20 protein-coding genes and 2 tRNA genes are annotated in these 17,981 nt (G+C 55.0%); 11 read left to right on the forward strand and 11 right to left on the reverse strand.

Annotated elements, in window-relative coordinates:
- Positions 1-43: 43 nt before the first annotated feature.
- Positions 44-1,192 carry a cyclopropane fatty acyl phospholipid synthase gene (gene cfa, locus ACMVME_RS03290; protein WP_014169766.1) on the forward strand — a complete coding sequence of 383 codons (1,149 nt, stop codon included), beginning with the start codon at positions 44-46 and terminating at the stop codon, positions 1,190-1,192.
- Positions 1,193-1,220: 28 nt separating this feature from the next.
- Here cfa and ACMVME_RS03295 read toward each other — a convergent pair whose 3' ends face one another.
- Positions 1,221-1,862, reverse strand: a complete 642-nt coding sequence (locus tag ACMVME_RS03295; RefSeq protein WP_414743384.1) for a riboflavin synthase subunit alpha — start codon at positions 1,860-1,862, stop codon at positions 1,221-1,223.
- Positions 1,863-2,087: 225 nt separating this feature from the next.
- On the opposite strand from ACMVME_RS03295, the gene mdtK reads away from it, so the two are divergent.
- The 4 genes from mdtK (at position 2,088) to ACMVME_RS03315 (ending at position 5,486) form a co-directional block, all read left to right on the forward strand.
- Positions 2,088-3,461: an MdtK family multidrug efflux MATE transporter gene (gene mdtK, locus ACMVME_RS03300; RefSeq protein WP_014169764.1), complete on the forward strand. Its 1,374-nt coding sequence runs from the start codon at positions 2,088-2,090 to the stop codon at positions 3,459-3,461.
- 153 nt (positions 3,462-3,614) lie between these two features.
- Positions 3,615-3,691 (forward strand) — tRNA-Val (locus tag ACMVME_RS03305).
- A 4-nt stretch (positions 3,692-3,695) separates the two neighbouring features.
- Positions 3,696-3,772: transfer RNA gene (locus tag ACMVME_RS03310), tRNA-Val, on the forward strand.
- Between the two features lie 118 nt (positions 3,773-3,890).
- A complete protein-coding gene (locus tag ACMVME_RS03315) occupies positions 3,891-5,486 on the forward strand; it encodes an FAD-NAD(P)-binding protein (RefSeq protein WP_251858854.1) in 1,596 nt (531 codons plus the stop codon).
- Positions 5,487-5,514: 28 nt separating this feature from the next.
- On the opposite strand, the gene ACMVME_RS03320 is transcribed toward ACMVME_RS03315, so the two are convergent.
- Both ACMVME_RS03320 and ACMVME_RS03325 read right to left on the reverse strand, forming a co-directional pair.
- Positions 5,515-6,150 carry a carbonic anhydrase gene (locus ACMVME_RS03320; protein ID WP_014169762.1) on the reverse strand — a complete coding sequence of 212 codons (636 nt, stop codon included), beginning with the start codon at positions 6,148-6,150 and terminating at the stop codon, positions 5,515-5,517.
- 72 nt (positions 6,151-6,222) lie between these two features.
- Positions 6,223-7,005, reverse strand: coding sequence for an MBL fold metallo-hydrolase (locus ACMVME_RS03325; RefSeq protein ID WP_251858853.1), 783 nt, complete (start codon positions 7,003-7,005; stop codon positions 6,223-6,225).
- A gap of 125 nt (positions 7,006-7,130) precedes the next feature.
- Here ACMVME_RS03325 and ACMVME_RS03330 point away from each other — a divergent pair, with 125 nt between their 5' ends.
- Positions 7,131-7,271 (forward strand): hypothetical protein, encoded by a 141-nt coding sequence (locus ACMVME_RS03330; protein WP_020884349.1) that lies wholly within the window; start codon positions 7,131-7,133, stop codon positions 7,269-7,271.
- Positions 7,272-7,306: 35 nt separating this feature from the next.
- Here ACMVME_RS03330 and ACMVME_RS03335 read toward each other — a convergent pair whose 3' ends face one another.
- The 4 genes from ACMVME_RS03335 to ACMVME_RS03350 form a co-directional block, all read right to left on the reverse strand.
- Positions 7,307-7,786 (reverse strand): GlcG/HbpS family heme-binding protein, encoded by a 480-nt coding sequence (locus ACMVME_RS03335; RefSeq protein WP_020884350.1) that lies wholly within the window; start codon positions 7,784-7,786, stop codon positions 7,307-7,309.
- Positions 7,787-7,875: 89 nt separating this feature from the next.
- Positions 7,876-8,487, reverse strand: a complete 612-nt coding sequence (locus ACMVME_RS03340; RefSeq protein WP_014169758.1) for a response regulator transcription factor — start codon at positions 8,485-8,487, stop codon at positions 7,876-7,878.
- A complete protein-coding gene (locus ACMVME_RS03345; RefSeq protein WP_068794542.1) occupies positions 8,480-9,805 on the reverse strand; it encodes a sensor histidine kinase in 1,326 nt (441 codons plus the stop codon). The genes ACMVME_RS03340 and ACMVME_RS03345 overlap by 8 nt, the downstream gene beginning before the upstream one ends.
- Positions 9,806-9,912: 107 nt before the next feature.
- Positions 9,913-10,080 carry a hypothetical protein gene (locus ACMVME_RS03350; RefSeq protein WP_014169756.1) on the reverse strand — a complete coding sequence of 56 codons (168 nt, stop codon included), beginning with the start codon at positions 10,078-10,080 and terminating at the stop codon, positions 9,913-9,915.
- A 244-nt stretch (positions 10,081-10,324) separates the two neighbouring features.
- Between ACMVME_RS03350 and ACMVME_RS03355 the strand changes: the two genes are divergently transcribed.
- Genes ACMVME_RS03355 through ACMVME_RS03370 form a run of 4 tightly spaced genes read left to right on the forward strand, consistent with a single transcriptional unit; the run spans position 10,325 to position 13,388 of the window.
- Positions 10,325-11,155: an ABC transporter substrate-binding protein gene (locus ACMVME_RS03355; protein ID WP_020884352.1), complete on the forward strand. Its 831-nt coding sequence runs from the start codon at positions 10,325-10,327 to the stop codon at positions 11,153-11,155.
- A 1-nt stretch (position 11,156) separates the two neighbouring features.
- Positions 11,157-11,972: an amino acid ABC transporter ATP-binding protein gene (locus ACMVME_RS03360; protein WP_063156077.1), complete on the forward strand. Its 816-nt coding sequence runs from the start codon at positions 11,157-11,159 to the stop codon at positions 11,970-11,972.
- Positions 11,972-12,718 (forward strand): amino acid ABC transporter permease, encoded by a 747-nt coding sequence (locus ACMVME_RS03365; RefSeq protein ID WP_014169753.1) that lies wholly within the window; start codon positions 11,972-11,974, stop codon positions 12,716-12,718. Before ACMVME_RS03360 ends, ACMVME_RS03365 begins: the two co-directional genes overlap by 1 nt.
- A complete protein-coding gene (locus tag ACMVME_RS03370; protein WP_047744540.1) occupies positions 12,702-13,388 on the forward strand; it encodes an amino acid ABC transporter permease in 687 nt (228 codons plus the stop codon). Before ACMVME_RS03365 ends, ACMVME_RS03370 begins: the two co-directional genes overlap by 17 nt.
- Here the strand turns inward: ACMVME_RS03370 and fumD are convergent.
- The 4 genes from fumD to ACMVME_RS03390 form a co-directional block, all read right to left on the reverse strand.
- The gene (gene fumD / locus ACMVME_RS03375) at positions 13,369-13,578 is read right to left on the reverse strand and encodes a fumarate hydratase FumD (RefSeq protein ID WP_014831602.1); all 210 of its coding nucleotides are present in this window, start codon (positions 13,576-13,578) and stop codon (positions 13,369-13,371) included. The two genes, ACMVME_RS03370 and fumD, sit on opposite strands and share 20 nt — an antisense overlap.
- 108 nt (positions 13,579-13,686) lie before the next feature.
- A complete protein-coding gene (locus ACMVME_RS03380; protein WP_014169750.1) occupies positions 13,687-14,499 on the reverse strand; it encodes a MetQ/NlpA family ABC transporter substrate-binding protein in 813 nt (270 codons plus the stop codon).
- 28 nt (positions 14,500-14,527) lie between these two features.
- Complete coding sequence (locus ACMVME_RS03385) at positions 14,528-15,196, reverse strand: methionine ABC transporter permease (protein ID WP_025204366.1); 669 nt, start codon at positions 15,194-15,196, stop codon at positions 14,528-14,530.
- Positions 15,189-16,211: a methionine ABC transporter ATP-binding protein gene (locus tag ACMVME_RS03390; RefSeq protein ID WP_020884357.1), complete on the reverse strand. Its 1,023-nt coding sequence runs from the start codon at positions 16,209-16,211 to the stop codon at positions 15,189-15,191. Before ACMVME_RS03390 ends, ACMVME_RS03385 begins: the two co-directional genes overlap by 8 nt.
- 399 nt (positions 16,212-16,610) lie before the next feature.
- Here ACMVME_RS03390 and ACMVME_RS03395 point away from each other — a divergent pair, with 399 nt between their 5' ends.
- Positions 16,611-17,981, forward strand: coding sequence for a pyridoxal-phosphate dependent enzyme (locus tag ACMVME_RS03395; RefSeq protein WP_014169746.1), 1,371 nt, complete (start codon positions 16,611-16,613; stop codon positions 17,979-17,981).

Below are 17,981 nucleotides of genomic sequence, written 5' to 3' on the forward strand. Positions count from 1 at the left end.
CGCTGTTTGAAGGTTCTGATCACAGTAAGGTGATGGAGAAGCTATGAGTTCATCGTGTATAGAAGAAGTCAGCGTTCCGGACGATAACTGGTCCCGGATCGTCAGTGAACTGTTAGGTCGTGCAGGCATCACTATTAATGGATCTTCGCCATCCGATCCACAGGTTAAGCATCCCGACTTTTTTAAACGCGTATTGCGGGAGGGATCGTTAGGCCTGGGGGAAAGTTATATGGACGGCTGGTGGGAGTGTGAACGGCTGGATATGTTTTTCTCCAGCGTGTTACGCGCCGGTCTGGAAAACCAGCTCCCCCGCAATCTGAAAGATACATTACGTGTCGCCTCCGCCCGGCTGTTTAATCTGCAAAGCAAAAAACGGGCGTGGATCGTCGGCAAGGAGCATTACGACCTCGGTAATGACCTGTTCAGCCGCATGCTCGATCCTTTCATGCAATATTCCTGCGCCTACTGGAAAGAGGCCTCAACCCTTGAAGAAGCCCAGCAGGCTAAGCTGCGTCTGATTTGTGAAAAACTGCAGCTACAGCCGGGTATGCGTGTGCTGGATATCGGCTGTGGATGGGGTGGTCTGGCCTATTTTATGGCGAAGCATTATGGTGCCAGCGTGGTCGGTGTGACCATTTCAGCTGAACAGCAAAAAATGGCACGGGAGCGCTGCCAGGGCCTTGATGTGGATATTCGCCTTCAGGATTATCGCGACCTGAACGAGCAGTTTGATCGCATAGTCTCCGTCGGCATGTTCGAACACGTGGGGCCGAAAAACTATGACACCTACTTCAGCGTGGTGGACCGTAACTTGAAACCTGACGGTATCTTCCTGCTGCACACCATTGGTTCTAAGCGCACCGACAATAACGTCGATCCGTGGATCAACAAATACATCTTTCCGAATGGCTGTTTGCCGTCCGTTCGCCAGATTGCTAACGCCAGTGAACCTCATTTCATTATGGAAGACTGGCATAACTTTGGCGCGGATTATGACACCACGTTGATGGCATGGCATTCACGTTTTCAGGAAGCCTGGCCAGAAATTGCGGACAACTATTCTGAACGGTTTAAACGGATGTTCAGCTATTATCTCAATGCCTGCGCAGGCGCCTTTCGCGCGCGTGATATTCAACTTTGGCAGGTTGTTTTCAGCCGAGGGATAGAACACGGTTTGCGGGTCGCACGCTAAAAAAAACCCCGGATATCCGGGGTTCATTTTATTCTTCTTCTGCGGTCTTTATTATTGCGGCTTCTTTTGCCGCCAACAGCCGCTCAACGGTATCCACAACCGCCTGAGTCTGCGGATCGATTTCGATATTAACCCGATGCCCCAGTTTTTTCGCCCCCAGGGTTGTACGCTGGAGAGTTTCAGGAATTAAATGCACGCAGAAACGGGTCGGCGTCACTTCCCCAACCGTCAGGCTAATCCCATCAATACCAATAAATCCTTTATACAGGATGTATTTCATTAATGAAGGATCCTGCACTTTAAACCAGATTTGACGGTTATTTTCCGAGATGACAATCTTCGCCACTTCCGCGGTGGTCATAATATGGCCTGACATCAGATGGCCGCCAATCTCATCGCTGAACCTGGCCGCACGCTCTACGTTTACGGTATCCCCTACCACCAGCTCGCCCAGGTTGGTGATGCGCAGCGTCTCTTTCATTAAATCAAAGCTAATCTGGTTCCCGTTAATTTCGGTTACCGTCAGGCAACAGCCGTTATGTGCAATCGAGGCGCCAGTTTCAATGCCATCAAGCATATATTCCGGAAGCTCAACCACATGAGTTCGGAAATTAGGTTTTTCATCAATGGACACCACTTTGGCGGTGCCCTGCACAATACCAGTAAACATGCTTACAACTCCTGTTTTTTCCGGACGGTGGTGACACCGTTTAATCCCACCACAATAACAGTTGGAAAAACAGGTTGCCAGCGGAGCGCATTTTGTGGCGATTTTTTCACTAGATAAATAGCTAAACCCCGCTACAATAGCTGGCACCCCCCTGCATTTTCTTCTTGCTGCCAGTTACGGCGGCCTTTTTAGTCTCTCAAATAACTAGAATATAAAGGTGTTCACGTGCAGAAGTACATGAATGAAGCGCGCCAGTTATTGGCACTGGCTATACCAGTGATCATCGCGCAAGTAGCCCAGACCGCAATGGGATTTGTGGATACGGTAATGGCGGGTGGCTACAGCGCCACCGATATGGCCGCCGTGGCAATAGGCACCTCGATCTGGCTTCCGGCCATCCTGTTTGGCCACGGCCTGCTGCTCGCCCTCACCCCGGTTATCGCTCAGCTAAATGGCTCAGGGCGACGTGAACGTATTGCCCATCAGGTTCGACAGGGGTTCTGGCTGGCAGGGTTTGTCTCCGTGCTGATAATGGTTGTGCTGTGGAATGCCGGTCATATCATCCGCGCCATGCATAATATTGACCCGGCACTGGCTGACAAAGCCGTCGGCTATCTGCGGGCCCTGCTGTGGGGTGCGCCTGGCTATCTGTTCTTCCAGGTCGCGCGTAACCAGTGTGAAGGCCTGGCGAAAACCAAGCCCGGAATGGTAATGGGCTTTATCGGCTTGCTGGTGAATATTCCGGTGAACTACATCTTCATCTATGGTCACTTCGGTATGCCGGAGCTCGGCGGCGTCGGCTGCGGCGTGGCGACGGCTGCCGTCTATTGGGTGATGTTCTTCAGTATGATCTCCTATGTGAAACGTGCCCGTTCAATGCGCGATATCCGCAATGAACGTTCGTTCAGCACGCCGGACTGGAACATCATGACGCGTCTGGTGCAGTTAGGCCTGCCGATTGCGCTGGCGCTGTTCTTTGAAGTGACGCTGTTTGCCGTGGTCGCCCTGCTGGTTTCTCCGCTCGGCATTGTGAATGTAGCCGGTCACCAGATTGCGCTGAACTTCAGTTCCCTGATGTTCGTATTGCCGATGTCGCTGGCCGCAGCGGTGACCATTCGCGTGGGCTTTCGTCTGGGGCAAGGTTCGACGCTGGATGCGCAAACGGCGGCCCGCACGGGGCTTGGCGTCGGTGTCTGTATGGCCATCTGTACGGCACTGTTTACCATCACGCTGCGTGAGCAAATTGCCCTGCTTTACAACGACAACCCGGAAGTGGTGGCCCTGGCCTCCCATCTGATGCTGCTTGCCGCGGTGTACCAGATCTCCGACTCCATACAGGTGATTGGCAGCGGCGTACTGCGTGGGTATAAAGATACGCGTTCGATCTTCTTTATCACCTTCATCGCTTACTGGGTGCTGGGTCTGCCGTGTGGTTATATCCTGGCGCTTACCGATCTGGTGGTTGACCGCATGGGGCCGGCAGGATTCTGGATGGGCTTTATCATCGGCTTAACCTCTGCGGCAATTATGATGATGCTGCGCATGCGCTTCCTGCAACGCCAGTCATCCTCGGTAATATTGCAACGCGCTGCACGTTAAATACGCAGTAGCCGCCAGCTGGCGGCTACTTTCTCTTCACTTTGCGCGGTAATAAAGCAATCGCGTGAAATCAGAGAGAAAAATGCATTTTCCCTCTTGCCTCAACGATGCTGTGCCGCTAATATTCGTCCCCGTTGTCACCGACAACACGTTGCGTTCATAGCTCAGTTGGTTAGAGCACCACCTTGACATGGTGGGGGTCGTTGGTTCGAGTCCAATTGAACGCACCATTCTGCGTCCGTAGCTCAGTTGGTTAGAGCACCACCTTGACATGGTGGGGGTCGGTGGTTCGAGTCCACTCGGACGCACCATTTCAGTCCTGAAATGGTGCAAATCCTCTTCTTAAGTCCTGATTTTTCTTAATACCCCAATTTCATCATTATTCTCCTGCTACGCTTTTCTTATGGAAAAAAAACAGGAAGACTGTCGATGAAGAAAATCGCCATTATCGGCTCCGGCCCTACAGGGATTTACACCTTTTATTCTCTTCTTAAGAACGCGTCGCCGCTCTCTGTCTCCGTTTTTGAACAGGCAGACGAAGCTGGCGTGGGAATGCCCTACAACGACGACGATAACTCTCGCCTGATGCTGGCCAACATTGCCAGCATTGAAATCCCGCCCCTTTTTATGACCTACCTCGACTGGCTTAAGCGCCAGAGTGAAGCCCATCTGGCGCGCTTTAAGGTTGATAAAGCCACCTTGCATGACAGACAGTTTTTGCCCCGTATTCTGCTGGGCGAGTATTTTCGCGACAGTTTCCAGACAATAGTCCAGGAAGCTAAGAGGCGGGGATTTCAGGTTGAGATCCACACGTCTGCCACCGTCACCGATGTTGCCCCGTCCTCCTCCGGCGTGACGCTTTCGGTCAATGACTCGCCGTTTCCGGAACGATTCGATCTCGCCGTGATCGCCACCGGGCATGTCTGGCCAGAAGAAGAGGAAGCCACGCGCGCGTATTTCCCAAGCCCGTGGTCAGGGTTGATGGATGCCCGCATCCGCCCCTGCCGCGTCGGTATTATGGGAACATCCTTAAGCGGGCTGGACGCGGCGATGGCCGTGGTCATGCAGCACGGTGAGTTTCGCGACGGCACATTCCTCCTCGATAAAGGAAGTGAAGCGTTAAAAATTGTACTCATGTCCAGGACCGGGATTCTGCCAGAGGCCGATTTTTACTGCCCTATTCCGTACGAACCGCTGTCGGTATTAACCGAATCGGTACTCGAAGCCGAAATCGCCAAAGGATCAGACGGTCTGCTTGACCGCATTTTCGCCCTGATGGTGAAAGAGCTTGAACTCGCCGACCCGGCCTGGTGTGAGAAAATATCGCTGCGCATGCAGACGGCGGACAGCCTTCGCGAAGCGTGGTTTGAGGATCGAAAACAGCACGGCCCGTTTACCTGGGCTGAAGAGAACCTGATTGAAGTCGAGCGGAACAAACGTGACCGGCGCACGGTGGCCTGGCGCTACACCGTGCTTCGGCTGCATGAAGTGGTCCAGGAGATGGTTCCTCATCTTACCGAAAAGGACGCTGAACGCTTTAAAAACGGGCTGGCACGCGTCTTTATCGACAACTATGCCGCCATTCCCCCGCAGTCGATTCGCAGGCTTCTCGCGCTTCGTGAGGCCGGCATCATTAGTGTTGTGGCGCTGGGTGATGATTACACGCTGGATATTGGCAGCGCGCAGACGGTCATCGCCACAAAAGAGATGACCTACCGTTTCGACGTTTTTATTGATGCCCGCGGGCAAAAGCCGCTTAAAACAAAAGATCTGCCCTTCCCGACGCTGCGCAAGCAGCTACAGGCGACGGGCGATGAGATCCCGGATATTGGCGAGGATTACACGTTAAAAGCGCCGGAAACGCTTCGCGGACGCATTGCATTTGGCGCAATCCCGTGGCTGATGCACGATCACCCTTTTGTTCAAGGACTGGCGGAATGTGCAGAGATAGCAGAGGCGATGGCAAAAGCCGCAGAGAAAACCGCATCGGGTTCAAGACGGAAATTACCGTACAGTGATGACTGACAGGGCATCCGTGCCCTGCAACGCGGGATTACTCGAAGTAAACCTGCGGGTTATCGGATAAAGAGACGAAGGTTTTCGTCTCTTTATCCAGTGCAAGAATTTTGCCGCTTTCAATGTCATACACCCAGCCGTGAAGACGGATGGCGTTGTTGCGCAGGCCCACCGCCACTGACGGGTGAGTCTTAATGTTGCTCAGCTGCGCAAACACGTTTTCCTGCACCATCGCATTCACTTTATCGATTGGCTTATCCCAGGTTTTCTTCTCAACCACCGCTTTTGCCGCATCGGAATAGCGTAACCAGTGAGAAACCGCCGGCATAGGTTCGAGGTCCGCATTGTCGGCAATGGCTTTCATCGCCCCACAGTTGGAGTGGCCGCAGATAACAATATCGGTCACGCCCAGCGCGACAACCGCGTATTCAATCGTTGCGGAGACACCGCCTGGCTCAGGGCCGAACGGTGGCACGATGTTGCCAGCATTACGAATGACAAAGAGTTGTCCTGGCTCTTGCTGAGTGACCAGTTCTGGGACCAGACGGCTGTCAGAGCATGAGATGAACAGCGCTTTGGGATTCTGGCTGGACGCTAAACTGCGGAAGAGCTCTTTACGTTGCGGGAAAATCTCTTTTTGAAAGCTGAGAAAACCTTCAATGATATGTTGCATAGCAATTTCTCTTTTATCTGTTTTAGTTTAGGTATGATCGGGATCACACAAGTAAAGTTTACCCACCGGACTTTACTTCAGACAAGCAATATATTTCTGGCCCGACCGCTGCACAATCTCATCCGCATTCGCCAGGATATTTTGCCCTTCAAAAGCGCCGTACAGGCGAGCGAATTTTTTCCCCACCAGCCGCCCGGTCACGTCTTCGACGCTGCGGGCGGGCAACGGCAGCATATTCGGATAGCTCCACATAAACGAGACGGCATCTTTGCCCGGCGTGACCTGTAGAATATCACCTGCCAGTAAGACACCATCACCCTCCTGCCAGTGCAGCACCGTTCCGCCAGCGAAATGTCCTCCGAGGCGTAATAACGTTACCGCGGGGAAAATGTCCAGCGTATCGCCCTGCCAGAAGTGGAGCATCGGGCTGTCGCGCATAACCCACTCGCGATCGTTCGCGTGCAGGTAAACCGGCGCATCGAAAGCCCCGGCCCACTCCTGCATTGTGGTGTAGTAGTGAGGATGTGAAATCGCGATCGCGCTGATGCCACCGAGCGCCGTGATGATGGTTCTGGTTGCCGGGTCGAGATTCGCAATGCAATCCCAAAGGATATTGCCGTGGGGGGTACGCAGAAGCAGCGCGCGCTGGTTGATGGCAAAAGCGGGCACCGTTTTGATACTGAGCAGCTGCGGCTCCATCTGCTGCCATTTATTGCTGTGTGTGGCCGTCACCGTCGCAAAATCACTCCACGCCTGGCCGCTGGCCGGAACATACTGGCGTTCATCCTCGCACACAGGGCATCGCGCCGGCGTTGCGTCATAAGAGGTACCGCAGGTTTTACACAGTATAATCATGAGCTCTCCTCAGCGATAAAGCACTGAGTATGGCAGGGATTATCGTTATGTGCTGCGCGGTACATTGCCGGCTCTTTTTGCCCTATACTGTGCCAGTATCAAAAACCGAACAAAGCAGGTGCCATATGGAAATTGATCTCGAAAACTTGGTCTTTAACGGGCTGGATGAAGCTGAAGAGCGTAACGCGGAACGTCTCGACGACGCTGATAAAAAAGCGCAGTCGATTATCGCCGATGACGACTGCGGTGATGCCTGCAAGATCTGATGATAAAGCACCGGAAAACCCGGTGCTTTTTTATATTATTTCTTCAGCCCGTCAATCGCCGCCTGCGCGCACGCTTCATCCAGATGACCACCCGGCGCACCGCCGATCCCTATTGCGCCGATCACCTCATCCCCCTCTTTCACCGGCAGACCACCGGCCAGCAGCAGGAAGCCCGGAATATCACGCATGTTTTGTGCGCCGGCATTGCTCTGCGCGGCTTCCATAACCTTGCCTGACGCATTTTTTGCACTCAGCGCGGTATAGGCTTTCATTTCGCTGGCTTTTACCGTGTGTGGCCCGGCATTGTCGGTACGCTGCACCGCTTTGACCACACCGGCGCGGTCCACCACGGTGACCGTCACCTGGTAGTTTTTCGCTACGCAGGCCTGAATGGCGGAGGTCGCCAGCGCGTTGGCCTGCGCCAGGGAGAGGTTTTTCTGGTTCAACGCGTCGGCCTGTGCCGTCAGGCTTACGCTACCGGCGACAAGCGCGGCTGCCATCATTACTTTTTTCATCGCACGTCCTCGAATGATTGAATACCGTTCAATCGTACTCAGACGCGCGATGAGGCGTAATTCGGTTGATTACGCAATTATCCTGGTAGTTATACGGATTGTAATTTGTCGTAATCGCGGATTGCCTGCACCAGGCTGGTCACGCCAAGCTTGGCGAACGCCGCGGCCCGGTGCGCTTCAACCGTTCTGGGCGAGAGGTTCAACTGCAGGGCCACCTCTTTATTGCTGCGTCCTTCCATCAGCACCGCCAGCACCTCGTGCTCACGCGCCGTCAGTTGTTCGAAACGCGCTTTAATCCGCGACGTTTCCTGCCAGCGGGTCAGTCGTCTCTGGCTCTCTTCGAAGGCGAGCCCTACCGTTTCAATGAGCTTATCGGCATCCAGCGGCTTGGTGAAAAATTCAAAGACGCCATTGCGAAAGGCGCGGCGGCAGGCATCAACGGTGCCGTGTCCGGTCATGACGATAACCGGCAACAGCGGCCAGGGCCATTTGCCCTCCTCCAGCCAGGTCAGCCCGCCTTTTCCCGGCATGCGCATATCCAGCAGCAGACAGCCGACGAGCGCCGCGCGCCCACCGTGCGCTGACGTAAACGCGTCCACGCTTTCAAACCCATTGACCTGCCAGCCCATTCCCGAGAGTAAGAAGGCCAGCGACTCACGGATGGATTCATCGTCATCAATCAGCCAGACTGTGTTATCCACGCGTATTTACCTCTCCACTCGCCAGTTGTAACCGAACCTGCGCCCCGCCCTGGGGCGCATTGCCCAGCGTGATTGATCCGTTCATGCGCGTCATCAACGACTCCGTTAACGTCATTCCCAGCCCTATTCCTTCCGTCCGTCCGCTGTAAAACGGCATAAAGGCGTTCTGCAAGGCCTCCGGGCTAAAGCCAGGTCCGCCATCGGTGAGGGTGATATAAATCCAGTTTTCCCGTTTCTCGCTGGTAATTTTCACCCATCCTTGCGCGCATTGTTGCTGGGCCTGAATGGCATTACTGAGCAGATTATGCAGCACCTGTTCAAGCCAGAGTCGGTCTGCCAGAACCCGCGTGGCACCTGCCGCGAACGCATGGCTCACCGCGATATGCTCAGAGCGGCGTTCATGTTCCAGGAGATCGACCACCTGCTGCCAGCACGGTTTCAGGTCGATGTCGCGCAAGGTGACTTTTTCCTGAACCACATGTTCGCGAAAGCGGGTTAAGAGCGCGCTGATACGCTGGGTTTGTACCAGCGCGGCAGCCAGCGCCTGCGATACGGCCTGCGGATTCGCCTGCTGCTGCTGACGCTGAGCACCCTGAATCCAGGTCTGAACGGCAGTCAGCGGCTGGTTAATCTCATGCACGATCCCAGCGGTGATCTCTCCCAGGGTGTTGAGCCTTGCATGCTGGTAATAGTGTGCGCGCTGTTCGGCGTGCTGGCGCTGCCGCCGTTGCCAGAGCAGCAGGCTGGCCGCGGCGATAAGCACTGCCCAGCCGAAGAACAGGAACGGATATACCCACCAGGAGACGGCCAGCCAGTGCGGCTTTGCCGTGGCCATAAGGGTAAAGGGTTGTGTGGGTTGCGTGAAGGTCCGCTGCCAGTGCCAGAAAGCCCCGGCAGGGGGCGCGTTATCTGCGTCATTGAAGCGAATGGCAAGTGCATCAAAGGTATGTTGGGTGCTGAGCAGCGGCGCAAGATCGATAAGTACGCGGATCTGACGCCAGGGATTATACAGCCAGTACTGACAATCGCGGGTCGATTCCACACGGGCAGCGTTCAGCGCACGGCCTGAGGTTTTCTCAAGGGCGAGGATGTGCGGGAATTTTTTGCGCAGAGCCGCGAGGTCTTCCTCACCGTTGAGTAACGGCAAAACAGATTCATTTTGCGTCAGCACGGCGCTAAGGGTGGAATAGCGTGTCGAAAACTCACGATCGCGTTCCCAGAACTGGCGGCGGATCTGTTCGGCATAGAGCAAAACGCCGCTGATGAGGCACACCAGCAGCCAGACAATAACCGTGCGCCTGAAAAGAGTGTTATTCATTCCGTTAACGGGTCAGGAGATTCATCCTGCCGACATTAGCAGTTAACCGTTGTCAGAACAAAATTTCGCACAGCTCATTCCAGTACATTTCGCGCGTGCGGCGCAGTTCAGCGTGACGTTTTATCATGGAACCACTCCGGATCAATGTTGGCAACGTCCACGCCATACAGGCTGGCGACAGGCAGTACGGACTCAAGAACACGTTGCGCGCTGTTCTCCGCATTCGCTGGTCGGGTCGCAAAAAACCGCCGTAACGTGTTTATCCACTTTTTCATCGTCTTTCCCCCTTTCGCTTCACTTGCCCTAAGTTAAACACCCAACACCCGCACAGGGGAAATACCAAAATCCACTGTCGATGTGCAGGATTTGCAAATAGCCCTCCATTCTTTTACTCGCCATTAACACCTTGTTCACTAATGCTTTTTTGCTAATAGCAAAGAACGATTTCTTATTTGGCGAGAGCTTTCGCTTATGGGAGCGTGACGGGGTAAAACAAAAACAACGGGATGAACAATCACTATGGCAGCAAACACGAAAGGGTTTAAAAAAAGGACACTGGTGCTGGGCTTACTGGCGGCAGGCGGTCTGTTCTCGATGCAGGTGCAGGCCGATCAACTGGCGGATATTAAAGCCGCAGGCGTGGTCAAAGTTGCCACCTTTGATGCCAATCCACCGTTTGGCTCCATCGATGCAAAGACCCATGAGATTGTCGGCTACGACGTCGATTTCGCCAGAGCGCTCGCCAGTGCACTTGGCGTGAAGCTTGAACTGGTCGCCACCAACCCGGCTAACCGCATTCCCCTCCTGCAGTCCGGTAAGGCAGATTTGATTGTGGCAGATATCACCATTACCCCGGAACGGGCGCAGGTGGTTGATTTCTCCCTTCCCTATTTCGTGACCGGCCAGCAGTTCCTGGTACCGGTAAAAGCTGCCGATACGCTTGAGGCCTATAGCCGGGCGCGCATTGGCGCGGTAAAAGGCACAACGGGTGAACAGGCGCTGCACCAGCGTTTCCCGCACGCCCGCGTGCTCTCTTATGACGATATTCCGCTGGCGCTGACGGCCCTGCGCAACGGTAACGTGCAGGCTATCACTCAGGACAGTACGATTCTGGCCGGTCTGCTGGCGCAGGCGCCGGACAAGGCGAACTTCAAAATCCTGCCCGATCTGCTCAGCAAAGAAGAGATTGGCGTGGGGGTAAAAAAAGGCGAAACCGCTCTGCTGAAAGCCGTCAACGACGAGCTTGTTAACCTTGAGAAGAACGGTCAGGCGGCAAAAATCTATGACGTCTGGTTCGGTCCGGATACCCCCTCCCCACAGCCTCGTGCCTTTAAAATAGAAGCTCAGTAATATGCTCTCAGCGCTTTTTTCACACTCCGCGGCCGGTGCCGCGGATTTTTCACATCTGGAACACGCCAGCGTCGAGTTTCGCGATGTGCAGAAACATTACGGTAACCATCAGGTCTTAAAGGGCATTAACCTCACCATCACGCCAGGTGAAGTGGTGGCCATTCTCGGGCCTTCGGGTTCCGGAAAATCCACCCTGATCCGGCTTATCAATCAGCTTGAAACCCTGAGCGGTGGCGAGATCCTGATCGATAACAAACCCACAGAACGGCTCTCCGGTACCGCGCTGCGTCAGTTGCGCAGCCGCGTCGGGTTTGTGTTTCAGCAGTTCAATCTTTACGCCCATCTCACCGCCAGTCAAAACATCACGCTGGCGCTGGAGCATGTTCACGGCTGGAAGGCCCAGCCAGCTCAGGCGCGGGCGCTGGCACTGCTGGAAAAAGTGGGGATGCTGGAAAAAGCACACCATTTCCCTGCCGAACTTTCCGGCGGTCAGCAACAGCGCGTGGCGATTGCCCGCGCGCTGGCCTCTTCACCGCAAATCATTCTGTTCGATGAGCCAACCTCCGCGCTTGACCCGGAGATGATTGGCGAAGTGCTGTTCGTGATGAAGGCGCTTGCGCACAGCGGGATCACCATGATTGTGGTGACGCATGAGATGCAATTTGCCCGGGAAATTGCCGACCGGATTGTGTTTATCGACGCCGGGCACGTTCTTGAAACCGCGCCACCGGAGCAATTTTTCAGGCAACCGTCGCACCCACGCGCTCAGCGATTCCTGCAAAAAGTCCTGAACCCGCTGCATCAGGAGCATCTCTAATGCCCGCACTTGACTGGCAGGGCGTGCTGACCGGACAGCCCCTGCAGTGGATCGCATCCGGATTTCTCACCACCCTGTGGGTGACGCTCGCGGGGATGCTGCTGGCAACCCTGCTCGCGCTGCTTTTTCTGCTTCTGCGCCTGACGGGTGGACGTGTCGGGAACGTAGTCGTCAGTAGCTGGGTGTCGCTGTTTCGCAATACGCCGCTGCTGGTGCAGCTGCTGTTCTGGTATTTCGCCGCCTGGAACGGGTTACCGCAGGCGTTCCGGGATGCCGTGAATGCGGATCACCGCTGGTCCGTTTTACCCGGTGACGTCTGGTGGTTTACCCCCGAGTTTTTATGCTCTGCATGGGGGTTAGGCGTATTCACCTCGGCTTTCTTGATTGAGGAAGTGGCATCGGGACTACGTTCAGTCCCTGCCGGGCAACGGGAAGCGGCGCTCGCACAGGGATTTTCCGCGTGGCGCTTGTTTCGTTACATCCTTCTGCCGCAAGGGCTGGCCAACGCCTGGCAACCCGTTGTCGGGCAGTATCTCAATCTGATGAAACTCTCATCGCTCGCCAGCGGCATTGGCTTTGCCGAACTGACCTATCAGGTGAGACAGATTGAAAGCTACAACGCCCATGCGCTGGAGGCGTTTACCGTCGGCACCGTCCTGTACCTGCTTACCGGTATGCTGATGGGGGCGGTGCTGGTGCGCCTCGGCCCAATCTCAGGAAGGGGAAACCATGCTTGCCGGACTTAATGTCATTACCGATAACCTGGATTACCTGCTCTGGGGACGTGCGGCAGTCGGTGAGCCTGGCGGGGTCTTGCTCTCGTTGCTGATGGCGCTGGGCGCGGCGGCTCTCGCCCTGCCCGGTGGAATTGCTCTCGCGTGCCTGGCCTGGCGTTTTACGGGGCTTGTGCGCAAGGCGCTCTTTGTATGGGCGGAATTAATTCGCGGGATCCCGCTAATCTTTGTGATTTTCTGGATGTGGTATCTGCTGCCGCTCATCACCGGCGGCGATCTCCCGGGGGCGCTCACCGTCACGCTGGCCCTGGCCTGGTTTACCGCGGCCTCGGTTATGCATTCAGTACTGGCCGGACTCAGCGCCTTACCGTCAGGGCAGTACGAGGCCGCCCTGTCTCAGGGTTTCAGTACCCGGCAAACGCTGTCGCGCGTGCTGCTGCCGCAGGCGATGCGCAATATTCTGCCGTCACTGGTGGGGATTTTTATCAGCCTGCTGAAGGATACGTCGCTGGCGTTTATTGTGAATGTCCCTGAGCTCACCACGGTGGCCGGCCAGGTGAACAACCGGGTGCAAATTTACCCGGCAGCCATTTTTATCTTTACGGGTGTGGTCTATTACCTGCTCTGCTGCTCCCTTGAGCAGCTTGCGAAACGCTGGCGCTTCAACCGGCCAGCGCTTTGACCACGGTTTCCATCGCCTGGGTGGTTAACTCGCTACGTTTTACGCGCTGGTTCGCCAGCGCCGTACGCAGCACCCCCGCGATGACAATATGCTTCGGCTCCTGCCCCAAATCACGCATCTCCAGAACGACCTTCCCGACCACCCGACACATCTCCTGATACAGCGCTTCGTCTTTGGTCACATTACCCATCGTCATCACTCCATTGCCCTAAACTCTCAGCTTAAATGATTCATCGCCCGGATACAAAAAAGAAGCCCGGCGAGAGTCCCGCCGGGCTTCATTCGTAAAATCAATAAATTAGTTGTTTACCGGGATCACTGCGCCTTTGTATTTGGTGCGGATCCAGTCCTGGATCGCTTTGGAGTGCAGAACGTTCACCAGCGCGACGATATCTTTCTTCTTCTCGTCACCACGATGCACGGTAATGATATTGGCATACGGGTTATTTTCACCACTCTCTACCGCAATCGGGTCATGTACAGGATCAAGGCCCGCATCAATCGCGTAGTTGGCGTTAATCACGACCGCGTCACCTTCGTCGTTGTTGTACATCTGTGGCAGCAGAGAGGCTTCCACATTAGGCGTGAACTGCAGTTTTTTCGGGTTTTCCACGATATCGCTGATACGCGCGGTCACTTTGTCGATGCCCGGCTTCAGTTTGATCACCCCCTCTTTTTCGAAGATAGAGAGAATGCGGCCCTCTTCAGATACAGCATCACGCATGATGATTTTGCCGCCCTGCGGCAGATCTTTCAGGGATTTGTATTTTTTGGAGTAGATCCCGATTGGCTCGATGTGGATCGCGCCCGCGCTGACAAAATCATAATCCTTATCACCGGCGTGATCTTTCAGCACGCTGTTCAGGTAAGGAATATGCTGGAAATAGTTAGCGTCAATATCATGACCCGCCAGCGCGGTGTTGGGCAGAATGTAGTCCTGGAAAGGTTTGATCTCCAGATCGATACCCTGCTTCGCCAGGATAGGCTTCGCCTGCTCCAGAATTTCGGCGTGCGGCGTGTTGGATGCCCCCACGGTCAGGGTATCAGCCCAGGTGGCAAAGCTCAGGGCGCTCAGGGTTGCTGCGGCGATCAGTGTCAGTGTTTTTTTCATGATGATGGTTCCTGTGTGTTATTAGAGATTATCGTTTATCTAACAGTGAGGTCAGGACGTCGCCGCAGAACTGGATAATGAAAACGATGATCAGAATGGTCACCGTCGCCACCAGCGTGACGTCGCCATGGTTGCGCTGGAATCCTTCCAGATAAGCCAGATTTCCCAAACCGCCTGCGCCAATCACCCCCGCCATGGCGCTGTAACTCACCAGCGCAATCAGCGTTACCGTAATACCTGATACCAGTGCAGGTGATGACTCCGGCAGTAAAACCCGAAACACCAGGGTGCTCAGCCGTGCGCCCATTGAGCGCGTGGCTTCAATAACCCCCTTGTCCACTTCACGCAGGGCAATTTCGACCAGGCGTGCGTAGAACGGCGCCGCACCGACAATCAGAGCCGGCAGCGCCGCGTTGGCGCCAAGAATGGTGCCGACAAGGGTTTTCGTGAACGGGATCAACAGCACAATCAGAATGATGAACGGGATAGAACGAAACACGTTCACCACAATTGAAATCACGCTGTAGACCGCGCGGTTGTGGAACAACCCGCCGCGCGCGGTTAAAAACAGCGCCAGGCCAAGGACGATCCCAAGAACAAAGGTTGCCACGCCGGAAAGGGCAGTCATGTACAGCGTTTCCAGCGTCGCCGCCCAGAGTTGCTCCCACTTCAGATGAGGAAAAAGCGTCTCAGCCATGTTTAATTACCTCGCCTTCAATATCGCTGTGCTTCAGATCGGCGAGGATATTGCTCAGTTGTTCATCCGATGCCACGACGTGTACCCAGAGTTGCCCAAATACGCCGTGGGCCGTTTGGGTCATTTTTCCATGCAGAATGTTAAACGGCAGGCCGTAGCGCAGAGTCAGCTCGCCCACGATCGGCTTATGGGTGCTGTGGCCCGTAAAGGTCAACCTGATGACGCTACCTTCAAGGTCCGCTGCCAGCTCCGTATTAAACGTCTCTTCCTCGGCATACTGGCTCACCTGGCGGACAAACTGCTGAGTGATAGGCTGCTGCGGACGGGTAAAGACGCTCAGCACCTCCCCCTCCTCCACCACTTTGCCGTTCTCCATCACCGCCACGCGGTCGCAAATTTTGCGCACCACGTGCATCTCGTGCGTGATCAGCACAATGGTCAGCCTGAAGCGGCGGTTAATGTCCAGCAGCAGATCGAGGATTTGATCGGTGGTCTGGGGGTCGAGGGCTGAAGTGGCTTCATCGCACAGCAATACGTCGGGGTTATTGGCCAATGCACGCGCAATCCCCACTCGCTGTTTTTGCCCGCCACTCAGCTGCGAGGGATAGGCGTTCTCGCGTCCCTTCAGCCCAACGAGATCGACCAGTTCTGCCACGCGAGCCTTAATGTTGGCTTTTGGCACACCGGCGATTTGCATTGAGAACGCAATATTCTCACTCACCGTGCGCGACCAAAGCAGATTGAAGTGCTGGAAGACCATGCTGATCTTCAGACGCGCCTGGCGCAGTGCTTCGCCCTTTGCGGCAGAAATGTCCTGTCCGTTGATGGTCACGCTGCCGCGAGTGGGTTTTTCCAGTCCATTCAGCAAACGAATAAGAGTACTTTTACCCGCGCCGCTGTAACCGATAATGCCGTATATCTGCCCCTGCTCTATCGTCAAATTGACGTTATCAACGGCTGTGAGTGCAACCTTCCCGTTGTCAAAAACCTTCGAAATATTGCTGAGTACAATCATTCTTATGTGTAATCCGTCCCGCGCATGGCGGTTTAGCAGTATGGATGTCCAAATGATAGTAAACAGGCGTTATCACCTTTTAAATGAACAAAAAGGAATTTGTTATAACTTGCAGGAATAAATAGCGGTTTTCGCGCCGGCAGGCATTTAGACCAATTTCAGAAATGATTATCTGGCATGTGCATATCAGCGGTTCATCACCTGATGAAAACGGTTAATTTTGCAGCATTTTTGACTGATATAGCCATCCTCACATCCAGAGCACTTTACGTCTTGCTATCCCTCCATCCAAAAACGGCATTTATATTCTTTTCTGTTCTAAAACGGAGTGAAGGATTCTTTAAGGGGTTAATTTCCCCGCCCTATCATCCTGTCATGACCTCCTGAAAGGAAAACACCATGACGATTTACCACTCCGTCACCGAACTGATTGGCCACACCCCGCTTATCCAGCTGCATAAGCTTGATACCGGTCTCTGCTCGTTGTTTCTGAAGCTGGAAAACCAGAACCCGGGCGGTTCGATTAAAGACCGCGTTGCACTGTCGATGATTAACGAAGCGGAGCGCAACGGCCAGCTCCAGCCAGGCGGTACCATCATTGAGGCGACGGCGGGAAATACCGGTCTTGGCCTGGCCTTGATCGCCGCGCAGAAAGGCTATTCGCTGATCCTGGTGGTGCCAGACAAAATGAGCCGCGAGAAGATTTTCCACCTGCGGGCACTGGGGGCTCAGGTGGTACTGACCCGCTCCGATGTCAATAAGGGCCACCCTGCCTACTATCAGGATTACGCGCAACGTCTGGCGAATGAACTGCCGGGGGCGTATTACATCGATCAGTTTAATAACGAAGCCAACCCGCTGGCGCACCGCACCACCACCGCGCCTGAACTGTATGAACAGCTTGACGGTAAGATTGACGCCATCGTCGTCGGCGTGGGGTCTGGCGGGACGCTGGGTGGGCTACAGGCGTGGTTCGCTGAGCACTCACCGCAGACTGAATTTGTGCTGGCCGACCCGGCCGGTTCGGTCCTGGCCGATCAGGTAGAAACGGGACGCTATCAGGATGCGGGCTCGTGGCTGGTTGAGGGGATTGGTGAAGACTTTATTCCTCCGCTGGCACACATCGAAGGGGTGAATCGTGCCTGGCGCATCACCGATCGCGAGGCTTTCACCACCGCCCGCGAGCTGCTGAAAACGGAAGGCATCCTGGCAGGCTCCTCCAGCGGCACCCTGCTGGCGGCTGCGCTGAAATATTGCCAGGCACAGACCACCCCGAAACGGGTTGTGACCTTCGCCTGTGACAGTGGCAACAAATATCTCTCAAAGATGTTCAACGATGACTGGATGCGCCAGCAGGGTTTGATCTCCCGGCCGCAGGCTGGCGATCTCTCCGACTACATCGCCCTGCGCCACGATGAAGGCGCAACCGTCACCGCCGCGCCGGATGACACCCTCTCCACCGTACTGGCGCGGATGCGTTTGTATGACATCTCCCAGCTGCCGGTCCTGGAGAACGGCCAGGTCGTGGGCATCATCGACGAGTGGGATCTTCTGCGCCATATCGGTGGCGATGGCGACCGCTTCTCGCTTCCCGTGACCGCGGCAATGACCCGTCAGGTGGAGTTCCTCGATAAAAACGCCCCGGAAAGCGCCCTGAACGCCATTTTCGATCGCGGTCTGGTGGCGGTCATTAATGACAATGACCGCTTCCTGGGCCTGATTACGCGCAGCGATGTTCTTACCGCCTGGCGCAACCGTCTTCAGCAATAA

Source organism: Enterobacter cloacae complex sp. 2024EL-00711 (assembly GCF_047529885.1).
Lineage (GTDB): Bacteria > Pseudomonadota > Gammaproteobacteria > Enterobacterales > Enterobacteriaceae > Enterobacter > Enterobacter ludwigii.